The organism is Dietzia sp. E1 (assembly GCF_014145015.1).
Lineage (GTDB): Bacteria > Actinomycetota > Actinomycetes > Mycobacteriales > Mycobacteriaceae > Dietzia > Dietzia cinnamea_A.
The window spans coordinates 1-21545 of the sequence record NZ_JAALDU010000010.1 but is presented as its reverse complement, the minus strand read 5'-3'; the positions used below and the strand labels follow the sequence as shown (position 1 = coordinate 21545).

The 21545-nt window shown below is 70.7% G+C and carries 19 protein-coding genes and 1 pseudogene; 6 read left to right on the top strand and 14 right to left on the bottom strand.

Translation table 11 applies throughout. The features are described from left to right. The 4 genes from G6030_RS00480 to G6030_RS00465 form a co-directional block, all read right to left on the bottom strand. Positions 1-657, bottom strand: a 657-nt coding sequence (locus G6030_RS00480) for a GAF domain-containing protein (protein ID WP_182641850.1), incomplete at its 3' end; no start/stop codon positions are given. Positions 658-681: 24 nt separating this feature from the next. Then, positions 682-1587: a 3-hydroxyisobutyrate dehydrogenase gene (gene mmsB, locus G6030_RS00475; protein WP_182641849.1), complete on the bottom strand. Its 906-nt coding sequence runs from the start codon at positions 1585-1587 to the stop codon at positions 682-684. 3 nt (positions 1588-1590) lie between these two features. Then, the gene (locus G6030_RS00470; RefSeq protein WP_182641848.1) at positions 1591-2754 is read right to left on the bottom strand and encodes an acyl-CoA dehydrogenase family protein; all 1164 of its coding nucleotides are present in this window, start codon (positions 2752-2754) and stop codon (positions 1591-1593) included. Between the two features lie 29 nt (positions 2755-2783). Further along, complete coding sequence (locus tag G6030_RS00465) at positions 2784-4310, bottom strand: CoA-acylating methylmalonate-semialdehyde dehydrogenase (RefSeq protein ID WP_182641847.1); 1527 nt, start codon at positions 4308-4310, stop codon at positions 2784-2786. 215 nt (positions 4311-4525) lie between these two features. Here G6030_RS00465 and G6030_RS00460 point away from each other — a divergent pair, with 215 nt between their 5' ends. Further along, positions 4526-6301 carry an AMP-binding protein gene (locus G6030_RS00460; protein ID WP_007631641.1) on the top strand — a complete coding sequence of 592 codons (1776 nt, stop codon included), beginning with the start codon at positions 4526-4528 and terminating at the stop codon, positions 6299-6301. 74 nt (positions 6302-6375) lie between these two features. Here the strand turns inward: G6030_RS00460 and G6030_RS00455 are convergent, their stop codons facing one another. The 9 genes and pseudogenes from G6030_RS00455 to G6030_RS00415 form a co-directional block, all read right to left on the bottom strand. Then, positions 6376-7272 (bottom strand): SDR family oxidoreductase, encoded by an 897-nt coding sequence (locus tag G6030_RS00455; RefSeq protein ID WP_182641846.1) that lies wholly within the window; start codon positions 7270-7272, stop codon positions 6376-6378. After that, positions 7269-8930 carry an AMP-binding protein gene (locus tag G6030_RS00450; protein ID WP_007631643.1) on the bottom strand — a complete coding sequence of 554 codons (1662 nt, stop codon included), beginning with the start codon at positions 8928-8930 and terminating at the stop codon, positions 7269-7271. The genes G6030_RS00455 and G6030_RS00450 overlap by 4 nt, the downstream gene beginning before the upstream one ends. Positions 8931-8964: 34 nt before the next feature. After that, a complete protein-coding gene (locus G6030_RS00445; protein WP_182641845.1) occupies positions 8965-10263 on the bottom strand; it encodes a hypothetical protein in 1299 nt (432 codons plus the stop codon). 5 nt (positions 10264-10268) lie between these two features. Next, on the bottom strand, positions 10269-10844 hold the full coding sequence (locus G6030_RS00440; protein ID WP_007631645.1) for a nuclear transport factor 2 family protein: 576 nt from the start codon (positions 10842-10844) through the stop codon (positions 10269-10271). A 105-nt stretch (positions 10845-10949) separates the two neighbouring features. Continuing rightward, positions 10950-11150, bottom strand: a complete 201-nt coding sequence (locus tag G6030_RS00435) for a ferredoxin (protein ID WP_043568100.1) — start codon at positions 11148-11150, stop codon at positions 10950-10952. Beyond that, positions 11150-12533: pseudogene (locus tag G6030_RS00430) on the bottom strand (cytochrome P450). The gene G6030_RS00435 and the pseudogene G6030_RS00430 overlap by 1 nt, the downstream one beginning before the upstream one ends. Continuing rightward, entirely contained in the window at positions 12530-13324 is a 795-nt protein-coding gene (locus G6030_RS00425) for an SDR family oxidoreductase (protein ID WP_182641843.1), read from the bottom strand. The pseudogene G6030_RS00430 and the gene G6030_RS00425 overlap by 4 nt, the downstream one beginning before the upstream one ends. After that, complete coding sequence (locus G6030_RS00420) at positions 13321-14538, bottom strand: cytochrome P450 (RefSeq protein ID WP_182641842.1); 1218 nt, start codon at positions 14536-14538, stop codon at positions 13321-13323. The genes G6030_RS00425 and G6030_RS00420 overlap by 4 nt, the downstream gene beginning before the upstream one ends. Before the next feature lie 8 nt (positions 14539-14546). Beyond that, entirely contained in the window at positions 14547-15119 is a 573-nt protein-coding gene (locus G6030_RS00415; protein WP_007631660.1) for a TetR/AcrR family transcriptional regulator, read from the bottom strand. 87 nt (positions 15120-15206) lie between these two features. Between G6030_RS00415 and G6030_RS00410 the strand changes: the two genes are divergently transcribed. From G6030_RS00410 to G6030_RS00390, 5 genes are read left to right on the top strand one after another with little or no spacing between them, the layout of a single operon-like run. Further along, on the top strand, positions 15207-16682 hold the full coding sequence (locus G6030_RS00410) for an aldehyde dehydrogenase (protein WP_007631662.1): 1476 nt from the start codon (positions 15207-15209) through the stop codon (positions 16680-16682). Between the two features lie 44 nt (positions 16683-16726). Continuing rightward, positions 16727-17479, top strand: coding sequence for an SDR family oxidoreductase (locus G6030_RS00405; protein WP_007631663.1), 753 nt, complete (start codon positions 16727-16729; stop codon positions 17477-17479). Positions 17480-17493: 14 nt separating this feature from the next. Next, complete coding sequence (locus tag G6030_RS00400; RefSeq protein ID WP_182641841.1) at positions 17494-18504, top strand: NAD(P)-dependent oxidoreductase; 1011 nt, start codon at positions 17494-17496, stop codon at positions 18502-18504. Continuing rightward, positions 18505-18903, top strand: a complete 399-nt coding sequence (locus G6030_RS00395; protein ID WP_007631666.1) for a carboxymuconolactone decarboxylase family protein — start codon at positions 18505-18507, stop codon at positions 18901-18903. It begins immediately after the preceding gene. A 24-nt stretch (positions 18904-18927) separates the two neighbouring features. Beyond that, positions 18928-19587: a class I SAM-dependent methyltransferase gene (locus G6030_RS00390; protein ID WP_007631668.1), complete on the top strand. Its 660-nt coding sequence runs from the start codon at positions 18928-18930 to the stop codon at positions 19585-19587. A gap of 6 nt (positions 19588-19593) precedes the next feature. Here the strand turns inward: G6030_RS00390 and G6030_RS00385 are convergent. Continuing rightward, positions 19594-21545 (bottom strand): VWA domain-containing protein (locus G6030_RS00385; protein ID WP_182641840.1); only part of this gene is annotated, 1952 nt, incomplete at its 5' end.

The window sequence follows — 21545 nt, the reverse complement described above, 5'->3', positions numbered from 1 at the left end:
CGGCACCTCGCCGACGTCAGGCGAGCGCCCGACCCCGGCGAGAGCCGACCCGGCGGCCAGCAGCCTGTCCCGCAGGGCCGGGTCGCCCAACTCCGCGGCGATCGCGCGCAGCTCGCCGTGCAGCACCCGCAGCTGCTCACGATCCGAGGCCTCGAGGCCGACGGTGTGCTCGGCGGCGGCGACGTCGGCCATGCGCAGGCGACGGTCGACCTCGTCGCGGACCCGGAACTCCGAGGCCAGCTCGGCGGCCACCGAGTTGAAGGTCCTCGTCACGTGGTCGCCGAGCTGCGTGGCCACGCGCGCCGAGCCGTAGAGGATCGTGCGGGCGACCCCGGAGACCATCACCGGCACCGAGATGATGGCCCGCAGGCCCTCCTGGCCCACCGCCTCGGCGTAGTGCCGGGTGATCCCGGAGCAGTCCTCGTAGTCGCGGACCGTCGCGGGGCGCCCGGACGCCATGACGTGACCGCCGAGCCCGCGCCCCTTGGCCACCTGCAGACCCTGCATGGAGGTGGTCCGGGCACCGATGAACCGGCTGAGCTGCGCGGTCTCGCCGTTCCCCTCCCCCGCGAAGACGATCGGGAGCCCGGATTCCTGTCGGGCCCTGCGCAGCGCGCCCAGGACGGCGTCCGAATCACTCGGCCGGAGGGTGGTCATGGCAACTCTCCTCGTACTGACGGGTCAGCTCCGCGCGGAGTCGCGGATGCTGGTGATGATCGCACTGAAGTCCTTGTCGCCGTTGTCCTGCGCGAACTCGTCGTACAGTGCCGCGGCCGCCGCGCCGAGCGGCGCCACGGTCCCGGTGCTCTCCAGCGCGGCCAGCGCCAGGCCCAGATCCTTGTTCATCAGTGCGGTGGCGAAGCCGGGCTTGAACTCGTTGTTCGCCGGAGAGGTCGGGACCGGGCCGGGCACCGGGCAGTTGGTGTGCAGCGCCCAGCTGTTCCCGGTCGCGCCGGTGACGACGTCGAACAGCGCCTGGTGCTCGAGCCCCAGCCGCTCGGCCAGGACGAACGCCTCACCGATCGCGATCTGGTGCACGGCCAGGACCATGTTGTTGCAGACCTTCGCGGCCTGGCCCGCACCGGCGCCGCCGCAGTGGATCACCTTGCCCGCCATCGGCTCGAGGACCGGCTGCGCGGCCGCGAACGCCTCGTCCTCGCCACCGACCATGAACGCCAGGGTGCCGGCGGTGGCGCCCTTGACCCCGCCCGAGACGGGGGCGTCCACCTGGAGCATCCCGGCCGCCACCGCCTGCTCGTGGACCGCGCGGGCGTCGTCGACCGAGATGGTGGACGAGTCGATGAACAGCGTGCCCGACTCGGCGGAACCGAGCACGTCAGCGTAGGTCGAGGTCACCAGCTCACCGTTGGGCAGCATCGTGATGACCACGGCCGCGCCGCGCACCGCCTCGGCCGGCGACCCGCACACCGTCACCCCGGCCTCACGGGCGGTCTGCTGCGCGGCCTCGACCGGATCGAAACCGCGGACCTCGTGACCCGCCCCGACCAGATTGGCGGCCATCGGCCCGCCCATGTTGCCCAGCCCGAGGAACGCCACGGTCGGCTTGCTCGTGTCCACGTTGCTCATCTACTACGCTCCCAGTCCGCGAGTGGCGACGGCCCGGCCGACGACGACCCGCATGATCTCGTTCGTGCCCTCAAGGATGCGGTGGACCCGCAGATCCCGCACGATCTTCTCGATTCCGTACTCGGATAGATATCCGTAACCGCCGAACAGCTGCAGTGACCGGTCCGCGATATCGAAGCAGCGGTCGGTGACGAACAGCTTGGCCATGGCGCACAGTTCGACGTGGTCGGGCTCCTTGGCGTCCAGCGCCGCCGCAGCCCGCCACAACATCAGCCGGCTGGCCTCCAGCTCGGTGGCCAGCTCCGCGAGGGTGAAACGGATGGTCGGCTCGTCGATGAGCGCCCCACCGAACGCCTCGCGGTCCCGGACGTGGGCGACGGCCCGCGCATAGGCCTCCTGCGCGCCGCCCAGCGAACAGGCCGCGATGTTGATGCGGCCGCCGTTGAGTCCGCGCATGGCGATGGTGAAGCCCAGCCCCTCCCCGCCGGAGTCCGCGCCGCCGATGAGGTTGGCGGCCGGCACGCGCACGCCCTCCATGATCACCTGCGCGGTGGGCTGCGCGTTCCAGCCCATCTTCCGCTCGTCCGCGCCGAAGCTCAGCCCCTCGGAGTCCGCGGGGACCAGGAACGCCGAGATGCCCTTGGGGCCGGCGTCCCCGGTCCGCGCCATGACGAGGTAGACGTCCGACTGCCCGCCACCGGAGATGAACTGCTTGGTCCCGGTGAGCACGTAGTGGTCGCCGTCCCGCACCGCCTTCGTCCGCAGCGCCGCCGCGTCCGAACCGGCGCCCGGCTCGGTCAGGCAGTAGCTCGCGAACAGCTTCATCGAGGCCAGCCGCGGGATCCACTCCTGCCGCTGCTCGTCCGTGCCGAACTCGTCGACCATCCACACGCACATGTTGTGGATCGACAGGTACGCCGCCACCGACGGACACCCCCGCGCGAGCTGCTCGAAGATGCGGACACCGTCCAGGCGACGCATCCCGCTGCCCCCGACATCCTCCGAGACATAGATCGCGCCCATGCCCATCCCGGCGGCCTCGCGCAGGACGTCCTTGGGGAAGTGGTGGGTCTCGTCCCACTCCTGCGCCATGGGCCCGACCCGCTTGTCCGAGAAGTCGCGTGCGGCGTCGACGATGACCTTGTCGTCGTCATCAAGCGTGAACATCGAAGTTCCTCTCCTACGCCCGGTAGGCGTCAGTCCATCGTGGGGATGACGAACTCGGCGCCGTCCTTGATCCCCGAGGGCCACCGCTGCGTGACCGTCTTGACCTTGGAGTAGAACTTGATCGACTCCGGGCCGTGCTGGTTGAGGTCGCCGAAGCCGGACTTCTTCCAGCCGCCGAAGGTGTGGTACGCGATCGGCACCGGGATCGGCACGTTGACGCCGACCATGCCCACCTCGACGCGGGAGACGAACTCGCGGGCCGCGTCACCGTCACGGGTGAAGATGGCCACGCCGTTGCCGTACTCGTGGTCGCTGGGCAGCGCGAGGGCCTCCTCGAAGTCCTTGGTGTGGACGATGGACAGCACCGGGCCGAAGATCTCGTCGGTGTACACGCTCATGTCGGTCGTGACCTTGTCCAGCAGCGTCGGCCCGACGAAGTAGCCGCCCGAGATGTCCTCGCCGTTGAAGGAGTCCGTGTAGGCGCCCACGCCGCGGCCGTCGACGAGCACCTCCGCGCCCGCATCGGCGCCCTGGGAGATGTAGTCCAGCACGCGCTCCTTGGACTCCGGGGTCACCAGCGGGCCGTAGTCGGACTGCGGGTCGTGGCTGTGGCCGACCTTCAGCTCCTTGACCTTGGGCAGGAGCTTCTCGATCAGCTTCTCGGCGGTGCCCTCGCCGACCGGCACGGCCACCGAGATGGCCATGCAGCGCTCACCGGCCGAGCCGAAACCGGCCCCGACGAGGGCGTCAGCGACCTGGTCCATGTCGGCGTCCGGCATGATGATCGCGTGGTTCTTGGCGCCACCGAAGCACTGCGCGCGCTTGCCCGTGCGGGCCGCGTTCTCGTAGATGTACTGCGCGATCGGGGTCGAGCCGACGAAGCCCACCGCCTGGATCGTGTCGTTGTTCAGGATGGCGTCCACGGCCTCCTTGTCGCCGTGCACCACCTGGAAGATGCCGTCCGGCAGACCGGCCTCGGTGAACAGCTCCGCGAGGCGGACCGGCACCGACGGGTCGCGCTCGGAGGGCTTGAGGACGAACGCGTTGCCGCACGCGATGGCCGGGCCGGCCTTCCACAGCGGGATCATGGCCGGGAAGTTGAACGGCGTGATGCCGGCGACCACGCCGAGCGGCTGGCGCATGGAATAGACGTCCACGCCGGTGCCGGCGTTCTCGGTGTACTCACCCTTGAGCAGGTGCGGGATGCCGATCGCGAACTCGATGACCTCGAGGCCGCGCTGGATGTCGCCCTTCGCGTCCGGGGTCGTCTTGCCGTGCTCGATCGCCAGCAGCTCCGCGAGCTCCTGCATGTTCTGGTTGACCAGGTCGACGAACCGCATGAGCACGCGGGCGCGCTTCTGCGGGTTCTGCGCAGCCCACGCCTTCTGCGCGGCGGCGGCCTTGGCGATGACGTCGTCGACCTCGGCCGTCGTGGCCAGCGGCACGACCGCCTGCGCCTTCCCCGTGCTCGGGTTGAGCACCTCCTGGGTGCGACCGCCCGTGGCCGCGACGCGCGCGCCGTTGATGTAGTGCTCGACCTGCCTGAGATCCGACATGACCGTCCCTTCGTCAGCGGGGTCGTCGCGGCCGGGCGGCCGCGGACCCCTCTCCCGTGATGTCCATCACCCTATACTTGCAACTCCTAGTAATCCATATCGGGGCGCCACCCGGGCTCGCACCCTCCCCTTTCGGGTGTACCGCCACCGCGGACGACGGACCTACTGTGAGCTGACTCACTACCCAACTGGCACGTCCGTCGACAGGAGTACCCATGTCCCCGCTGCCCACCGAGGCCACCGTCCGGTTCCGCGCCGCCCGCGACTTCCTCCAGGCCCACGCGCAGGACTACGAGGGGGCCCGGGACGGTTTCGCCTGGCCCGAGCTCGACGAGTGGAACTGGGCGCTGAACTGGTTCGACGTCCAGGCCGAGGGCAACGACGATCCCGCGCTGTGGATCGTCGAGGAGCACGACGGTGGCGGCGCACCCACCGAGGCCAAGTACTCGTTCGACGAGATGCGCATCCGTTCCGACCGCACCGCCAACTGGCTCCGCGACCACGGGGTGGAGCCCGGCGACCGCATCCTGCTCATGCTCGCCAACCAGGTGGAGCTGTGGGACGTCATGCTCGCCGTGATCAAGCTCGGCGCCGTCGTCATCCCCGCGACCACCCTGCTGGCCGAGGGTGACCTGCGCGACCGGATCGCCCGCGGTGGCATCAAGCACGTGATCGCCCGCGCCGAACTGGCCGACCGGTTCTCCGCCATCTCCGGCGACTACCAGCGCATCTCCGTCGGCGGGGCCGACGTGAGTGGCCCCGTCGGCGGGGCCGACGTGAGTGGCGCCGCCGGCGGCGCACCCGAGGGCTGGATCGATCTGGCCGGTGCGATGGACGCCTCCCCCGACTTCGAGCCCAGCCACACCACGCACGCCGACGACACCCTGCTGCTGTACTTCACCTCCGGCACCACCAGCAAGCCCAAGCTCGTCGAGCACACGCACGCCTCGTACCCCGCCGGTCACCTGTCGACCATGTACTGGATCGGCCTGCAGCCCGGCGACGTCCACCTCAACGTCTCCTCGCCCGGCTGGGCCAAGCACGCCTGGTCCAACGTCTTCACCCCGTGGATCGCCGGCTCGTGCGTGTTCATCTACAACTACTCCCGCTTCGACGCGACGGCGATGATGCGCGAGATGGACCGCTGCGGAGTGACCAGCCTGTGCTGCCCACCGACCGTGTGGCGCATGCTCATCCAGGCTGACCTCACCCAGCTGCAGGTCCCGCCGCGCCTCGCGGTGGGTGCCGGTGAGCCGCTCAACCCCGAGGTGATCGGCCGCGTCCGCGACGCGTGGGGCGTGACCATCCGCGACGGCTTCGGCCAGACCGAGACCACCGTGCAGATCGCCAACACCCCCGGCCAGCCCATCAAGGACGGCTCCATGGGGCGGCCGTGCCCGGGCTTCGAGGTGGCGCTGGTGGACCCGGCCACGGGGCAGGAGGTCACCGGCGACGGGGCCGAAGGTGAGATCTGCCTGCGCCTCGACCCGCGGCCGCTCGGCCTGATGGTCGGCTACCACGGCGACCCCGAGCGGACCGCCGCCGCGTACGCCGACGGTTTCTACCACACGGGCGACGTGGGCTCCCGGGACGCGGACGGCTACATCACCTACGTGGGCCGCACCGACGACGTCTTCAAGTCCTCGGACTACCGGATCTCGCCCTTCGAGCTCGAGTCGGTGCTGCTCGAGCACCCGGCCGTGGCCGAGGCGGCAGTCGTTCCCTCCCCCGACCCGGTGCGCTTGAGCGTGCCCAAGGCGTTCGTCGTCCTGGCCGGGGACTGGGAGCCGAACGAGGACACGGCGCGGGAGATCTTCGAGTACTCGCGCACCCACCTGGCCGGCTACAAGCGGATCCGCCGGCTGCAGTTCACGGACCTGCCCAAGACCATCTCGGGCAAGATCCGGCGCGTCGAGCTGCGCAGGGCCGAGGTCGACAACGGCCCGTCGGTGGACTTCCCGGGCGAGTTCCGCGAGGAGGCGCTGCGCTGACGGCGACGACGAGGTGAGCGCGGCGCCCGCCACGCAGTTCCGGCGGGCGCGCGACGGGCACGCACCGACGGTGCTCACGTCCGGACGAGGCCGTCGATCTCCTCCGGCGTCCACGGTGGGTTGTCGTGGTAGTCGCGGTACGCGAGGATCTGCGCCTCAGGGGTCGGGAACCGGCCGATGAACCCACCGGATCCGGCGAACACGCCCCCGGTGACGCCGTCGGACAGCTCCGAGACCAGATAGGTGTAGAGGGGTGCCACGTACTCGGGCCCCGCCGGGTCGAGCGCGCCGGCCACGCTGAGCTCGTCGAGCATGCCCCGTCGCCCGAGCTCGCGGATCTGCTCCTCGTAGCCGTCACCGCTGGACAATCGTGTCCGGGCGCCCGGGCAGACGACGTTGGCCCGGATCCCGTGCTCGGCCAGTTCCGCGGCCATCGCCATGGTCAGCGACGTCACCGCGCCTTTGCCGGCCGGGTAGCCGGTGCCGCCGTAGTCCCCCTTCCACGCGAACGACGACGTGGTGACGATCGCTCCCGATCCCGCCTCCACCAGGTGCGGGGCGAACACCCGGCACGGGGCGAACACGGTCCCGAGGTGGGCGTCCATGAGGTCGGCGAACTCGGAGTGGGAGACCGTGAGGATCGAGGAACCGGCGGGTTCGGCCACCCCGGCGCAGGTGATGAGTCCGCGGACGACCGACTCCCCCTCGCGGGCGCGCGCGAGCATCTCCTCGGCGACCTCGGGCTCGTGCGCGGGTCCGACCACCCCTGCGATCCGGCCGGTCGGTCGCTCGGAGAGGTCGTCGACCTGCTCGGCCAGCGCCGTCGCGTCCCGTCCGTTGAGCACCACGTCCGCGCCGCGGGCGGCGAGGTCTTCGGCCACCGCGGCACCGATCCCCCGGGAGGAGCCGGTGACGGCGACGGCCCGGCCGTCCAGCCGGGGCCCCGGGGCCCGGCCGCCCTCTCGCGTCATGACCGCGAGCCCACCGTGTCGGCGCGGCGATCATGGTCAGGGTCGCGGTCGGCGAGGACCCGTTTGGCCCAGCCGTAGTCGGTCTTGCTGCTGGGGTGACGCTCGATCTTCTCGACCACCCAGAAGGCGACGGGGATCTTGAAACCCGCCAGTGACGCGCGCAGGGCCTGCTCGAGGGCGTCGAAGTCCCCGACGTGCCCCTCGGCCCACTCGATCACGGCACCGACACGGTGCCCGAATCGCTCGTCGGGCACTCCAAGTGCCACCGCGTCCTGCACACCCTGGGCGGCCTTGAGCGCGGACTCGACCTCTTCGGCGAAGATCTTCTCCCCGCCGGAGTTGATGACCTGGCTGCCGCGGCCGAGCATGATGATGCTGTCCGGGCCGTCGTACCGGCCCCGGTCCCCCGTGAAGACCCGCCGGCTGCCCGCGATCTCGCGGAAGGTCTCGGCGGACTTGGCCTCGTCCTTGTAGTAGCCGCTGGGCTGGTAGCCGGACTTGACGATCCACCCGATCTCCGTGGAGTCGTCGGGCAGCGGCTCGTCGAAGTCGTCGACCAGCTGCAGGTTGGCGCCCCGCGGGATGCGGGGACCGCGGTCGGCGAACAGCGAACCGTCGTCCAGGTTGGCCTTGGTCGCGACCCCCAGCCCGCCGAAACCGCTCTCGGACGACCCGAACGCGTCCATGATCATGAGATCGGGACGCAGCTCGAGCAGCTCGGCCTTGACCGACGGGGAGAACAGCGCGGCCCCGGAGCTGAACATGAACACGCTCGAGGTGTCCACGCCGGTCTCGCGCATGTGCGCGAGCATCGGCCGCACCATGGCGTCGCCGGCGACGATCACGATCTGGATCTTCTCGCTGACGATCTCCTCCAGGACGTCCGCGGCCCGGAAGTGCGGCAGGTAGTGACACGTACCGCCGGAGAACAAGGCCGTGAAGCTGGGCATGAGCCCGGAGGTGTGGATGAGCGGCAGCAGCACGAGGTAGCGCGCCGGGTCACCGCCCAGTCCGGAGCGGGACTGGTGGTACTCGTCGGGCACCGGCTCGCCGGTGTAGTAGTCGGCGCCACCGGCCAGGCTGCGCCACAGGTCCTCCTGGCGCCACATCACCCCCTTCGGCTTCCCGGTGGTGCCGCCGGTGAAGACCAGGAACAGGTCGTCGGCGCTGCGGTCGACCGGGACCCGCTCCGGGGAGGCCGCCGCGAGGGCCTCCCTGGCGTCGAGCGCACCGTCTGGCAGGTCTCCGGTTTCGGAGCCGTCGTCCACCGCGATGAGGAGCTGCAGCGTCTCCAGACCGTCTGCTGCCGCCGCCACGGCCGGCGCGAACTCGCGGTGGAAGACCAGCGCGCACGCGTCCGAGTAGTCGTAGAGGTACCGCAGTTCGGATCCCGCGTAGCGGTAGTTGATGCTGATGGGGACCGCGCGGAGCTTGAGGACGCCGAGGAAGAGCGCGATGCAGTCGAGGCCGTTGCGCAGGTGGATCGCCACGTGTGCCCCCGCACCGACCCCGCGGGAGGCGAGGACGTCGGCCCACCGGTTGGCCTCGGCGTCCAGGTCGGCGTAGGTGAGACGGCGCTCGCCCTCGACCACCGCCAGACGGTCGCTTCCGTACGCGTCCGCCGCGTGTTCGAAGAGGTCTGCGAAGTTGTGTGCCATGACTGGTCCTCCGGGGTGTGACGGCGGGTCGGGCTCAGACGGGGGTGATGGGCAGTGCGTTCCGCCTGGGGCCGAAGTCGAAGGCCGCGCCGGTGCTGACGCGGGTCACGGCCACCTCCTCGGACTCCTCTGCGGGCCGGTCCCCCCTCCGCAGGACGGCCTCGACACGCGAGCCGTCGGCGGGGACGCGCTCGACCGTCCAGTGCGGGTCCACTGCCTGGGCCGCGGCGGCGAGCGGCCGGAGTCCGTCGCGGGCGAGCAGGGGTAGCCAGGTGTCGTCGGCGAACCCGTCCGCGGCCGTGTCCCACCGGACGGTCAGCTCGGCGCCGTCGGCGGACACCTCGGACGAGTACCCGGTGTAGGCGGTGGGGCCGGCGAGCGGGTGCACGTCGAGAACCGCCGCGAGACCCGGGGCGTCCGCGGCGACACCCAGGACGTCCCGGATCCGGCCCGCGGCGACACCGGCGATCCCGGTGGCCTGGTAGGCGAGCAATCGGTCGGCGACCTCGGCGTCCGAGCGGCGCCGGACCGACTGGTGGAATCCCACGGCGAGCAGGTGCATCTGGAGGTACACCTCGCGGATGATCCTGATGAGTGCCGCGGAGGTGAACTCCGTGAAGACCAGGTCGCTGAGCAGCGGCCCGGCGTAGTCATCGCGGTCGCCCTCCCCCGTGGTGTCGCGGGGTGCCGGCGGGTCGAACCGGAACCCGACCACGCGGCTCGACGCCGACTCCACCGCCGGTTCAGGAAACGGGAACGGCTCCCCGTCGGGATCTATCCGCACCCGCCAGTGGCAGTGCGGCGTCCGGCCCTCGGGACTGCGGGGCGGACGATGGATCGGCTCGACCACGGCCAGCGGGTTGGTCGCCAGGGCCGTGGCGGGGAACGTGGGGTCCTCGATGTCGTGACACATCGTCGTGACCAAACGGTCCCCCATCGGCTCGACGTCCATGAGCGCGCCGCAGTGGTCGAGCCAGAACTCACCGTTGTCGTGGTCGCTCACGGAATAGCGGAAGTCCATGAACTCGGGCGGGGCGCCCACGTCGAGCTGGAACCCCTTGAAGATCTCGGCGACCCCGTCGCCGGTGATGGACAGCGCCTCTTTCATCCGCTTCGCGTAGTGCGGGCTGGCGGCCTGCCACTCCTCGATCGCGACGTCGCGCATGCCGTCGACGCCGAACTCGCCGAGGAGGGCCGGCATCCCGGCCCGGTCGATGAGTTGTCCGATGAGGAGCAGGTCCGGCAAGAGCCGGGCGAGTGTCGAGTGGGACAGGGCCTCGAGCGGATCGGGACGCGCTGCGGGCTCCGGCGGCGGCGTGGGCGTCGACGACATGGGACTCAGACCTCGTCCGGGGCCGAGACCGGCCACAGCGGGGCCGGGCTGTCCTCGATGCGGTACCATCCGGCCGGCTTGCCCCCGGCGCCCTCGAAGCGCTTCTTCATGGACGGGGTCAACGCGTCCGCCTCGTACATGCGCATCATCAGGTCCACGACGTTGCCGAAGTCGAAGAAGTCGCGCTGCCAGGCCCACTGCTGGTTGCCGTTGTAGAGGAACCAGGAGCCACCCAGGCCGTGCACCTCGTAGGGCTCGCCGGTCTTCGGGTCGACGGTGTCACGGGCGATCTGCTTCCACAGACACAGCACGTCGCCGGTCTCGGGATCGATGATCGTGCGGATGTACGGATACTCCCAGCCGTCGAGCCCCTCCATCTCCTGACCGAGGGCGATGTCGCGGATCTCGTCGCGCCCCACGGCCATGAAGTCGTCCTTGGTGCCGTAGTTCCAGCCATAGGTCGCGTCCTCCGCGAAGAAGTCCGCGAGCGGCTTCCAGTCCCTGTTGCGCTCGCATTCGGCGTTGGCCTCGATCCATCGGTCGACGAACTCGGCGATCTCGGCGCGGTCAAAACGGGTCACGTCACTCACTCCTGGGTGTGCGGTTCCGGAGGGCCCGGGTCCGGCGTTCGCCGGTCCGGGGTCTCGTCGCCGGATGTTCTGGTTGAGGTTCTGCTTCAGGGGCGGTCAGTCCCCGACCAGGCGCAGGGCCTGGGTCGGGCAGTACTTCACGGCGTCTCTGACCGCGTCGATCTGGTCCTCGGGGATCTCGCCCCGCTTCGCGCGCGCCTTGGCTTCTGCGCCCTTGCCGACGGTGAACCAGTCCGGGGCCTCGGCCTGGCATTCGGCGTGGCCCTGGCACAGGTCGAAGTCGACCTCCACCCGCATCACAGCACCCGCTTCCGGTAGCGGACCTTGCAGGGCTGGGCCAGCTGGACGACCATCTTCGAGTGGTCGTTGTGGTAGCTCTCCTCGGGCTGCGCGAGCTCAAATTCGTACTCCCGCAGCAGCACCGAGAAGATCGCCTTGATCTGCAGCTGCGCGAACGCCGCACCCACGCAGCGGTGCCGACCGGCGCCGAAGGGGATCCACGTCCAGCGATTGACGATGTCCTCCTGCCGCGGCTCGGCGTAGCGGTCCGGGTCGAAGGAATCGGCGTCCGGGAAGTCCTCCGGGAGCCTGTTGGACACCGCCGGTGAGGCGGCGACGGTCTGGCCGGCGCGGACCACGAAGTCGTCGATCTTGACGTCCTCCTGCGCGACCCGCATGAGGATGATCAGCGGCGGGTGCAGCCGCAAAGTCTCCTTGAGCGCGTTCTCGACCTTCGGCATCTGACGGAGGGCGCCGAAGCTGTACTCGGCGCCGTCGGCGTAGATCTCGTCGAGTTCGGCGAGGACCTGCTGCATGTACTCCGGGTGGCGCAGGAGCTCGATGAGCATCCAGGCGCTGGTGCCCGACGTGGTGTGGTGTCCGGCGAACATCATCGAGATGAAGATCCCGGTCACCTCGTTCGGGGTGAACCGGTGGGTGCCGTCCTCGTCCTTGATCGACACCAGCACGTCGAGGAGGTCCCGGTCCTCCTTGTCGGCAGGCGGGTTCGCGATCCGCTCGTCCATGATCGCCGAGACGAGCTCCACCAGGCCCTCGCGGGCGGCGTCCCGTCGCCGGAAGGACTCGATGTCCGCGTACGGATCGATATACGCGTGCGGGTCGGTCCCCTGCTCGAGATCGTGGTACAGATGCGCGAACCGGGCGTCGAGCTGTTCGCGGAACTTCGGCCCGATGAGGCACGCCGACGAGGTGTAGATGGTCAGCTCGGAGAACCACTCGAGCAGGTCGATCTCGCCCTCGTCGCCCCAGTCCGCGACCATCCGCTCGACCTCACGCGGGATGGTGACGGCGTGCTGCCGCATGTGCTCCCCGCGGAGGGCGGTGTTGTGGAGCATCTCCGACCGACGTTCCGGGCTGGCGTCGAACACGACGCCCTCACCGAACACCGGCGTCATGAACGGGTAGGCGGCGGCCTGGTCCAGCGATTCGTCCGGCGCGCGGAAGAACGCCTCGTTCGCGGCGGCCCCGGAGGCGAGGCAGATGTCGCGGTCGGCGATCCGGAAGATCCCCAGCTCACCGCATTCCTCCCGGACGCGCCAGAACAGGCTGATGGGGTCGGTGCGGAGTTCGTCCATGTGGGCCGAGTTCGCCCTCGCCCCCGGACACACGGGTCGGCTCTTTCAGGGTCGAGAAGTCGACCGGGTTCTCTGTGCTGGTCACGAGTAGTCCTCCTCGATGGGGGCTTCCGGCTGGATCTCCAGCTCGGTGACTTGGGCGCCTCGGGGCATCGACACCATGGCGGTGACTCCCCTGGCGAGGTCGGCGGGCTTGCACATCCTTGGGTGTCGACCGAATCCGTGCCTGACCCATTCGTTGATGACGGCCTCGGCGGTGTCCTGGTCGAACTCGGTGCCCATCTCGGTCATCGTCGGGCCCGGCCGGACGACGCCGAGCCGGACGCCCGTGCCCTCGAGTTCCCGGCGGGCCTGCTTGGCCATCGTCTCCAGGCCGGCCTTGGCGGCCACGTACGCGCCCGAACGAGGCCGGGCGGTGTAGGCGACGTCGGAGCCTATGAGCACGACGTCCCCGCGGCGGCGCCCGATCATGCCGGGCAGCACGGCGTGCAGCAGGCGGTGGACGGCGAGAAGGTGGATGTCCACCTGGGCGGCGAAGTCCTCCGGGGACAGCTCCCAGACCCGGGCCATCTTGAGCGTCCCGGCGCTGGACACCAGCACCTCGGGGTCCCCGTAGGCGTCGGTGGCCGCGCTGACGAACCCGGCGACGGAGTCGGCGTCGGTGACGTCCACCGCGACCGCTGTGGCCTCACCGCCGGCCTCGCGGATGGACCGGACGAGGTCGTCGAGACGGTCGGCGCGACGCGCGCCGACGACGACCGGGTGGCCTAGTGCCGCGAGGGCCTCGGCGGACGCTCGGCCGATGCCCGACGAGGCCCCGGTGACCAGCGCGGGCCGGCCCGCGGCCTCGGGGTGGGGCGGGAACCTCAGACTCATCGCCGGGCCACCTCGACGCGCATCGGCAGGTGGGCGAACCCGCGGACGTTGGAGGAGTGCACACGCTGGGCACCCGGTAGCAGTTCGTATCCGGTGATCGACCGCGAGATCATGTCGAGCGCGATGCGCCCCTCGAGGCGGGCCAGGTGCGCACCCAGGCAGAAGTGCGGACCCTGCCCGAAACTCAGACTCGCCGAGGTGTCGCGGGCCAGGTCGAACGTGTCGCCGCGCTCGAACACCTCCTCGTCGCGGTTGGCGGAGCCGATGAGCAGCAGCACCTTCTGGTCGGCGGGGATCGTCACGCCCCGGACGGTGGTCTCCTGCGTCGTGGTGCGCAGGACCAGTTGGCTGGAGGTGTCGAACCGCAGCGTCTCCTCCACCCAGGCCGGGGCGAGCTCGGGGTCGTCGAGCACCGCGCGCGACTGATCCGGGTTCTCGTGGCCCCAGAACAGCGCGTTGGCCAGCAGCTTGGTGGTGGTCTCGTTCCCGGCGACCACCATGAGGAAGAGGAAGGACAGGATCTCGTCCTCGTCGAGCTTCTCGCCGTCGATCTCGGCGTCCAGCAACGCGGAGGTGAGGTCCTCGGTCCGCACCCGCCGACGCTCGGCGACCATGCCCTGGTAGTAGGTGATCAGGTCGAGCGCGGCGACCATGGACTCTTGCGGAACGTCCTCGACGCCCTCCTCGCGGTGCATGACCAGATCGGCCAGGCGGCGCAGCTCGGCGCGGTCGGCCTCCGGGACCCCCATGAGGTCCGAGATGACGTCCATGGGCAGCTTGCCCGCGTAGTCGTCGACGAAGTCGAACGCCTCACCGTCGCGGGACCGTGCCAGACACTCGTCCCAGTACTGGCGCGAGATGGCCGCGATCTGATCCGACAGCGCGTCGACGCGGCGGGAGGTGAACCCCTTGCTCACGAGCTTTCGCAGCCGGGCGTGCCGCGGATCGTCCATCGCGAGGAAGGACATCGTCTTGTAGGCGTGCGGACCGTAGGCCGCCGGGTCCAATGAGACGCCCTTGGCGTTGGAGAACACGTCCGGCGCCCGGAACGCCTCCCGCACGTCGGAGTGCCTGCTCAGGGCCCAGAAACCCAGCTCCGGGTTGTGGTAGACGGGCGCCTCGGCGCGGAGACGGGCGTAGTACGGATACGGGTCCTCGTGGACCGCGTAGTCGTACGGGCTGAACACGAGTGGGGCGGGAGCGCTGGTGGTCATGGCCGGTGTCACCTCAGGATCAGTCGAGCTGCGGATTCGATCGCGTCTGCCATGTCCGAGTAGGAGCCGTAGCCCATCCCCGCCCGGACGAGTGCGCCGGCGTAGACCATCTCCAGCGCACTGACGACCTCGTCGTCGTTCTCCTCCCCCAGCGCCGCCACGAGGCGACGGCGGATGTCCGCGCCGATCCGGATGCGCAGGTGGGACACCTCCGGGTCGTCACCTAACAGCGCGGCGGTGACCGCCGACGACAGCTCGGGCTCGTCGGCTAGGAGCAGCGCCACGTCGCGCAGGACGGCGACCACCCTGTCGGCGGTGGAGCCGCCCTCGGGTCGCTCGGTCACGTGCTCGCTCAGCCGCCGCCAGAACACCTCCGCGATGAGATGGCCCTTGGAGGAGAAGTAGGTGTACGCGGTCGCCGGGGCGACCCCCGCCCTGGCGGCGACACCGCGCACGGCCAGGCCCCCCGGGCCCTTCTCGCGCAGCACTTCGACCGCCGCGGTGGTGAGACGGTCGACGGTCTCGGCCTGCTGGCCGTTGAGCCTGCGCCGCGTCGATTCGAACCGGAGATCACTGGACATGTGTCTGGACAATACACCACCGCCGGACTACCGTCTAGACAGCTGTCCACCCGACCGACGACCACTCATCCCGACGGAAGGCTCACCGTGACGACGAGCATCACCGACACCGCCCCCCTCCTCATCGGCGGCGAGCTCCGCCCCGCCACCAGCGGCGCCTCGTTCGACGTGCTCAACCCGGCCACCGAAGAGGTCATCGGCCGGGCCGCGGACGCGGGACGCGAGGACATGGACGCGGCCATCGCCGCCGCGCGGACCGCCTTCGACGCCACCGACTGGTCCACCGACCACGCGTTCCGCGCGCGGTGCCTGCGCCAACTGCGCGACGCGTTGCAGGACCAGATCGAGGAGCTGCGGGCGCTGACCATCGCCGAGGTCGGCGCGCCCCGGATGTTCACCGCCGGCCCGCAGCTCGAGGGCCCCGTGGCGGACCTCGGTTGGCTGGCCGACCTCGTGGACTCGTACCAGTGGGTCACCGAGCTGGGCGAGTCCGAGATCATGGGCGTGCGCTCGAACCGGTCCACCCGCCGCGAGGCGATCGGTGTGGTCGGCGCCATCACACCGTGGAACTTCCCCAATCAGATCAATCTCGCCAAGGTCGGCCCTGCCCTGGCCGCCGGCTGCACGGTAGTCCTCAAGCCCGCGCCGGACACCCCGCTCATCGCGGCCGCGGTGGCCCGGATCGCCGCCGAGCGCACGGACATCCCCGCCGGCGTGCTCAACGTGGTCACCGGCACCGACCACGGGCTCGGCGCGCAGCTGGTCGAGGACCCGAGGGTCGACCTCATCTCCTTCACCGGCTCCACGGCGACCGGCAAGAAGATCATGGCGGCCGCCGCCGAGACGCTGAAGAAGGTCTTCCTCGAGCTCGGCGGGAAGTCGGCGTCGGTCGTGCTCGATGACGCCGACCTCGGAACCGCCTGCTTCATGACCGCCCTCAACGCCTGCACCCACGCCGGCCAGGGGTGCGCGCTCACCACCCGGCTCGTCGTGCCGCGGGCCAGGTACGACGAGGCGATCGAGGCCGCCAAGGGGGCCATGGCCTCGTTCGCCCCGAAGGACCCGAACGACCCCGGCGCGTTCTGCGGCCCGGTCATCTCCGCCGCGCAGCGTGAGCGCGTCGAGGGCTACATCGAGCTGGCCAGGCAGGAGGGCGGGACCATCGAGACCGGCGGCGGCCGCCCCTCCGACCCCGACAAGGCCCGCGGCTTCTGGGTCGAGCCCACGCTCATCTCCGGCCTCGACAACTCTGCTCGCGTGGCGCAGGAGGAGATCTTCGGCCCCGTCCTGGTCGTCATCCCCCACGACGGTGACGACGACGCGATCCGGATCGCCAACGACTCGCCCTACGGCCTGTCCGGCGCGGTGTGGGGCACGGACCCCGAGCGTGTCGAGAAGGTCGTCGCCGGCATCCGCACCGGGACGCTCGGGGTCAACGGCGGGCAGTGGTACGGCGCCGACGTGCCCTTCGGCGGCTACAAGCAGTCCGGCATCGGCCGCGAGATGGGGCGCGAGGGCTTCGAGGAGTACCTCGAGATCAAGTCCGTCGCCACCCCGGCCTGACCGGCCACCACCGCACACCACCTACAGGAAGAGACACAGACGACATGGGACGTTTCGACGGGAAGACCGCCATCGTGACCGGGGCCGCCGGCGGCATCGGGGAGGAGTACGCCAAGGCGCTGGCCGCCGAGGGCGCGAACGTGGTGGTGGCCGACGTCGCGGCCGACGGCGGCGAGCGCGTCGCCGCCGAGATCACCGATGCCGGCGGCCAGGCGTTCTTCCAGCACACCGATGTCTCCGACCCGGACTCGGCGAACGCGTGCGCGCAGGCCGCCGTCGACAGGTTCGGCCAACTCGACCTCCTGGTCAACAACGCCGCGATCTTCGGCGGGATGAAGCTCGACTTCCTCATCACCGTCCCGTGGGACTACTACGAGAAGTTCATGTCCGTGAATCTCAACGGGCAGTTGCTCATGGTCCGCGCGTGCTGGGAGAAGATGGCCGCCGCCGGTGGCGGCGCTATCGTCAATCAGTCCTCCACCGCGGCGTGGTTGTACTCCGGCTTCTACGGCCTGGCCAAGGTCGGCGTCAACGGCCTCACGCAGCAGCTGGCCACCGAACTCGGCGGCTCCAACATCCGGATCAACGCGATCGCTCCCGGCCCGATCGACACCGAGGCCAACCGCTCGTCGACGCCCCAGTCGATGGTCAAGGAGATGGTCGACAAGTTGCCCCTCAAGCGCATGGGCCAGCCGCAGGACCTGGTGGGCATGCTGCTGTTCCTGCTGTCGGACGAGGCGTCGTGGATCACCGGGCAGATCTTCAACGTCGACGGCGGACAGGTTATTAGATCGTGAGCGAGCATCCGGTCATGAGCGAGCATCCTGCCCCGAGCGACCCGGCCGGCATGAGCGGGCACCCCGACTCCGCACCGATCGGCCCCGGTCTGCCCGACGACTCCCCCGCCCCGGTCGGCTTCATCGGCCTGGGCAACATGGGCGCGCCCATCGCCAAGCGCCTCCTGGCCTGGCCCGGCGGCCTGGTGGTGTGTGACGTCCGCGCCGAGGCGACCGAGCCGTTCGTCGCCGAGGGTGCCACCGCGGTCGCGACCGGCGCCGAGGTCGCGCGTACGGCGCGGCTCGTGTCCGTGACGGTGCTCGACGACGCCCAGGTCCGCGAGGTCGTCGACGGCCCGGACGGGATCCTGCGGACGGCCGCGCCCGGCACCGTGATCGCCGTGCACTCCACCATCTCCGACTCCACGGCCGTGGAGCTGGCCGAGCTCTGCGCGGCGAGCGGCGTGCACCTGGTGGACGCGCCGGTCTCGGGTGGCGCGCAGGGCGCGGAGTCCGGTCAGCTGGCGGTGATGGTCGGTGGACCGAGGGAGGTCTACGAGGCGTGCAAGCCGGCCTTCGCGCTGTGGGCGGGGATGCCTGTGCACGCCGGCGAGGTGGGAGCGGGCACGAGGATGAAGCTCGCGCGGAACCTCCTGCACTTCATCTCCTTCACCGCGACCGCCGAGGCGTCCCGGCTGGCCGAGGCCGCCGGCATCGACATCGCCAAGCTGGGACGCGTGGTGCGCCACACCGACGCCATCACCGGCGGCGCCGGCGCGGTGATGCTCCGCGAGACGACCGCGCCGATCGCCCCCGACGACTTCTGGCACGGCGTGTTCACCCACGTCCGGGCGCTGGGCGAGAAGGACCTGGCCCTGGCGTTGGCGCTGGGTGACCGCCTGGGCGTGGATCTGCCGCTCGGGGACATCGCCCTGCGGGACCTGGGCTCCGGGTTCGGCGTGGGACCGGGCGAGATCGCGCGCGCGGCCGCCGGTGCCCGTACAGGAGAGCGCGAGGACCACGATGACGACGACGAGGAGTTGTAGATGAGCGAGGCCGCAGACACCGGGATGAGCCCGGAACGCGCGCACGGACTGGCCATGATGACCGAGGTGTACGGCTTCGAGATGTCCGACGGGCCGGGTGACTACTTCGCGGAGACGGCCGACCACCTCTTCGGGCGGATCTGGTCCCGCCCCGGCCTGACGCACCGCGACCGCCGCCTGCTGCTGCTGGGTGCGCTCACGGCGCAGGGCAACACCGACGTCGCCGACATCCAGGTGGGCGCCGCGCTGGGCAACGGTGAGTTGACCCCGGAGGAGCTCGAGGAGATCGTGCTCTTCCTCTGCTACTACGCGGGCTGGCCCAACGGCACCAAACTGGGCAACGTGGTGGGTCCCCACGTCGCGCGCGCCCGCAAGGCCGCCCGCCGCGCCGAGGGCTGAGGGGTGGGCGCTAGGTTGACTGTCATGACCGCACCCGAGATCGAACCCTCGCTGCTCGCCGTCGCACTCGCGGCCCCCGGCTTCATGCCACTGGAGGAGGGCACGACTCTCTACGAGATCGCCTGCGAGTACCTGGGCGACGGCGTGGGCGTGGAGATCGGCACCTACTGCGGCCGCTCGACGGTGTTCCTCGGCGCGGCCGCGCGCGTGACCGGCGGCAGCATCGTCACCGTCGACCACCACCGCGGGTCCGAGGAGCACCAGCCGGGCTGGGAGTACCACGACACCTCGCTCGTCGACCCGCACACCGGGCGCCTGGAGACCCTGGTCGCGTTCCGTCACACCATGTGGGACGCGGGTCTGGACGAGGTGGTGACCGCCGCGGTGGGCAGCTCCCGGCAGGTCGCCCGGGTGTGGGGCACTCCCGCGTCGTTCGTCTTCATCGACGGCGGCCACTCCTCCGAGGCCGCGCAGGCCGACTACTCCGGCTGGGCCCCGTGGGTGAAGATCGGCGGAGCGCTGCTCATCCACGACGTGTTCCCGAACCCCGAGGACGGCGGTCGCCCGCCGTACGAGATCTACTGCCGTGCCCTGGAGTCCGGGCAGTTCACCGAGGTGGCCGCCGTGGACTCGCTGCGTGTCCTGCGCCGGGACTCCGGCGAGGTCGGCGCGCCGATGCCCTGAGAGGGGTCACACGGCCCAGCGGCCGCCCGCGTTCCACGCGTCACCGGAGCCCGGGCGGCCGCGGCGTGTGTGCAGGAACCGCCCCACCACGGCGGCCCCGAGGTCGTCGACTTCCGGCGCCACCACGGTGCCCTCGACCCGCCGTGCCAGCGCGTCGAGGAACCGCGAGAGGCCGGGGTCCGCGCCCAGGCGGAAGAACGTGGTCTGCGCGCCGAACCGGGCGACCCTGTCGAGTTCGTCGACGGTCGTGCGGATGGTGTCCGGGTCCGGCGGGTAGGCGAACCAGGGTTCGCCGCCACTGAGCAGGTGCGCGGTGGGTTCGCCGTCGGTGACGATGAGCAGGACCGGTTGCATGGTCGGGTGCTCGCGGAAGAAGCGCCCCGCCAGGAGCAGCGCGTGGTGCAGGTTCGTCCCGGCCTCGTACTGGGCGTCCAGAGACAACAGTGACTCGATCGTGCGGGACTGGGCGAACCGCCCGAACGAGATGAGCTGGAGCCGGTCCTGCCGGAAGCGGGTGCTCACCAGATGATGCAGGGCGAGCGCGGTGCGTTTCATCGGCACCCAGCGGCCCTCCATCGCCATGGAGAACGAGGTGTCCACGAGCAGCGCGACCGCGGCCTGCGTCCGGGCCTCGGTCTCGCGGACCTCGATGTCCTCGGGCAGGAGCCGGACCCCGCCGGCGGGGTCACCGCCCTCGGCGGCGATGCGGGAGATCGCGTTGCCGATCGTCCGCGGCACGTCCCACGACTCGACGTCGCCGAACTCCCACGCCCGGCTCGACCCCGTCTGGTCGCCCGCCGCCCCCGATGCGCGGGTCTCCCGCGCGCCCGAGCGGCCGGACAGCCGGCGGGCGGCGTCCCGCAGCAGCGACCTGCCCAGTTTGCGGAGCGCGGCCGGGGACAGTCGCAGGTCGCCGTCCGACCGGCGGCTGAGGTAGCCCGAGTCCCGCATGGCCTGCTCGAGACGGGCCAGGGTCTGAACGGACACCGCCGCCTCGCGGCCGAGGGTGCGGGCGACGGCCTCCAGATCCAGTTCGGACAGCGGCGACCGGTCGCTGCGGGACAGCTGCTCGGCCAGGCGGTCGAGGTCGCCGAGTTCGGCCATCGCGGCCGTCCCCTCGGACATGCCCAGCCCCTCGGAGCCCTCGAAGTCCTCGGAGCCGTCCCAGTTCTCCCCGGGTCGCAGTGTCTGCAGCAATCCGTCGAGTCTGCCGAGCTGCTCGGAGAGCTCGGGGGAGCCGAACGCCTGCTGCGACAGGGCCATGAGCTCCTCCCGCTGCTCCGGGGTCATCGAGCGCATCATCCGCTGCGCTGCGGCCGAGCGCTTGGCGAGGGTGTCGATGAGCTCGTCGACGTTCTGCGGCTGCTCGGGGAACGCATCACCGTGTTTGTCCATGAACTCGCGGAAGTCCTCGTCGGTGTCCTCCCCGCGGGCGTGCTTGTCCAGCAGGTCGGTGAGGTCGGAGAGCATCTCGGACACCGCCGCCCGGTCGGCGTCGGTGGTGTTCTCCAGCGCCTGCTTCATGCCGGCGAACCGCGCGTCGAGGGCCTCGGCACCCAGCAGGTCCTGGATCCGCTTGTACGCCTCGCGGGCGTCGGGCGAGGCCCAGTCATAGTCTCTGAGTTCCCCCACCGCGGCCGCCGGGCTGTCGGGGAGGTTCTCGATGGTCATCTCCCGCAGGGTGCGGTCCATGGGGTCCATCTCGGTGTCGCGGGCGAGCTGCCCGCGTTCGGCGAGCAGCGCCTCGTCGAGCAGCTTGGACACCTCGTCGAGGGTGCCGCCCAGTCGGTGGCGCTTCAGCAGTTCACGCCGCCGGCGGTGGACGCGCCCGGCGAGCTCGTCGAGCCCGGTGTGGTCGCGGCCGCCGGAGCGCAGGAACTCGCGCATCGACTGCTCGGGCGAGTAGCCGGCCATGACGCCCTCGGACACCGCGTCGAGTGCCTCGGACAGGTCGAGCG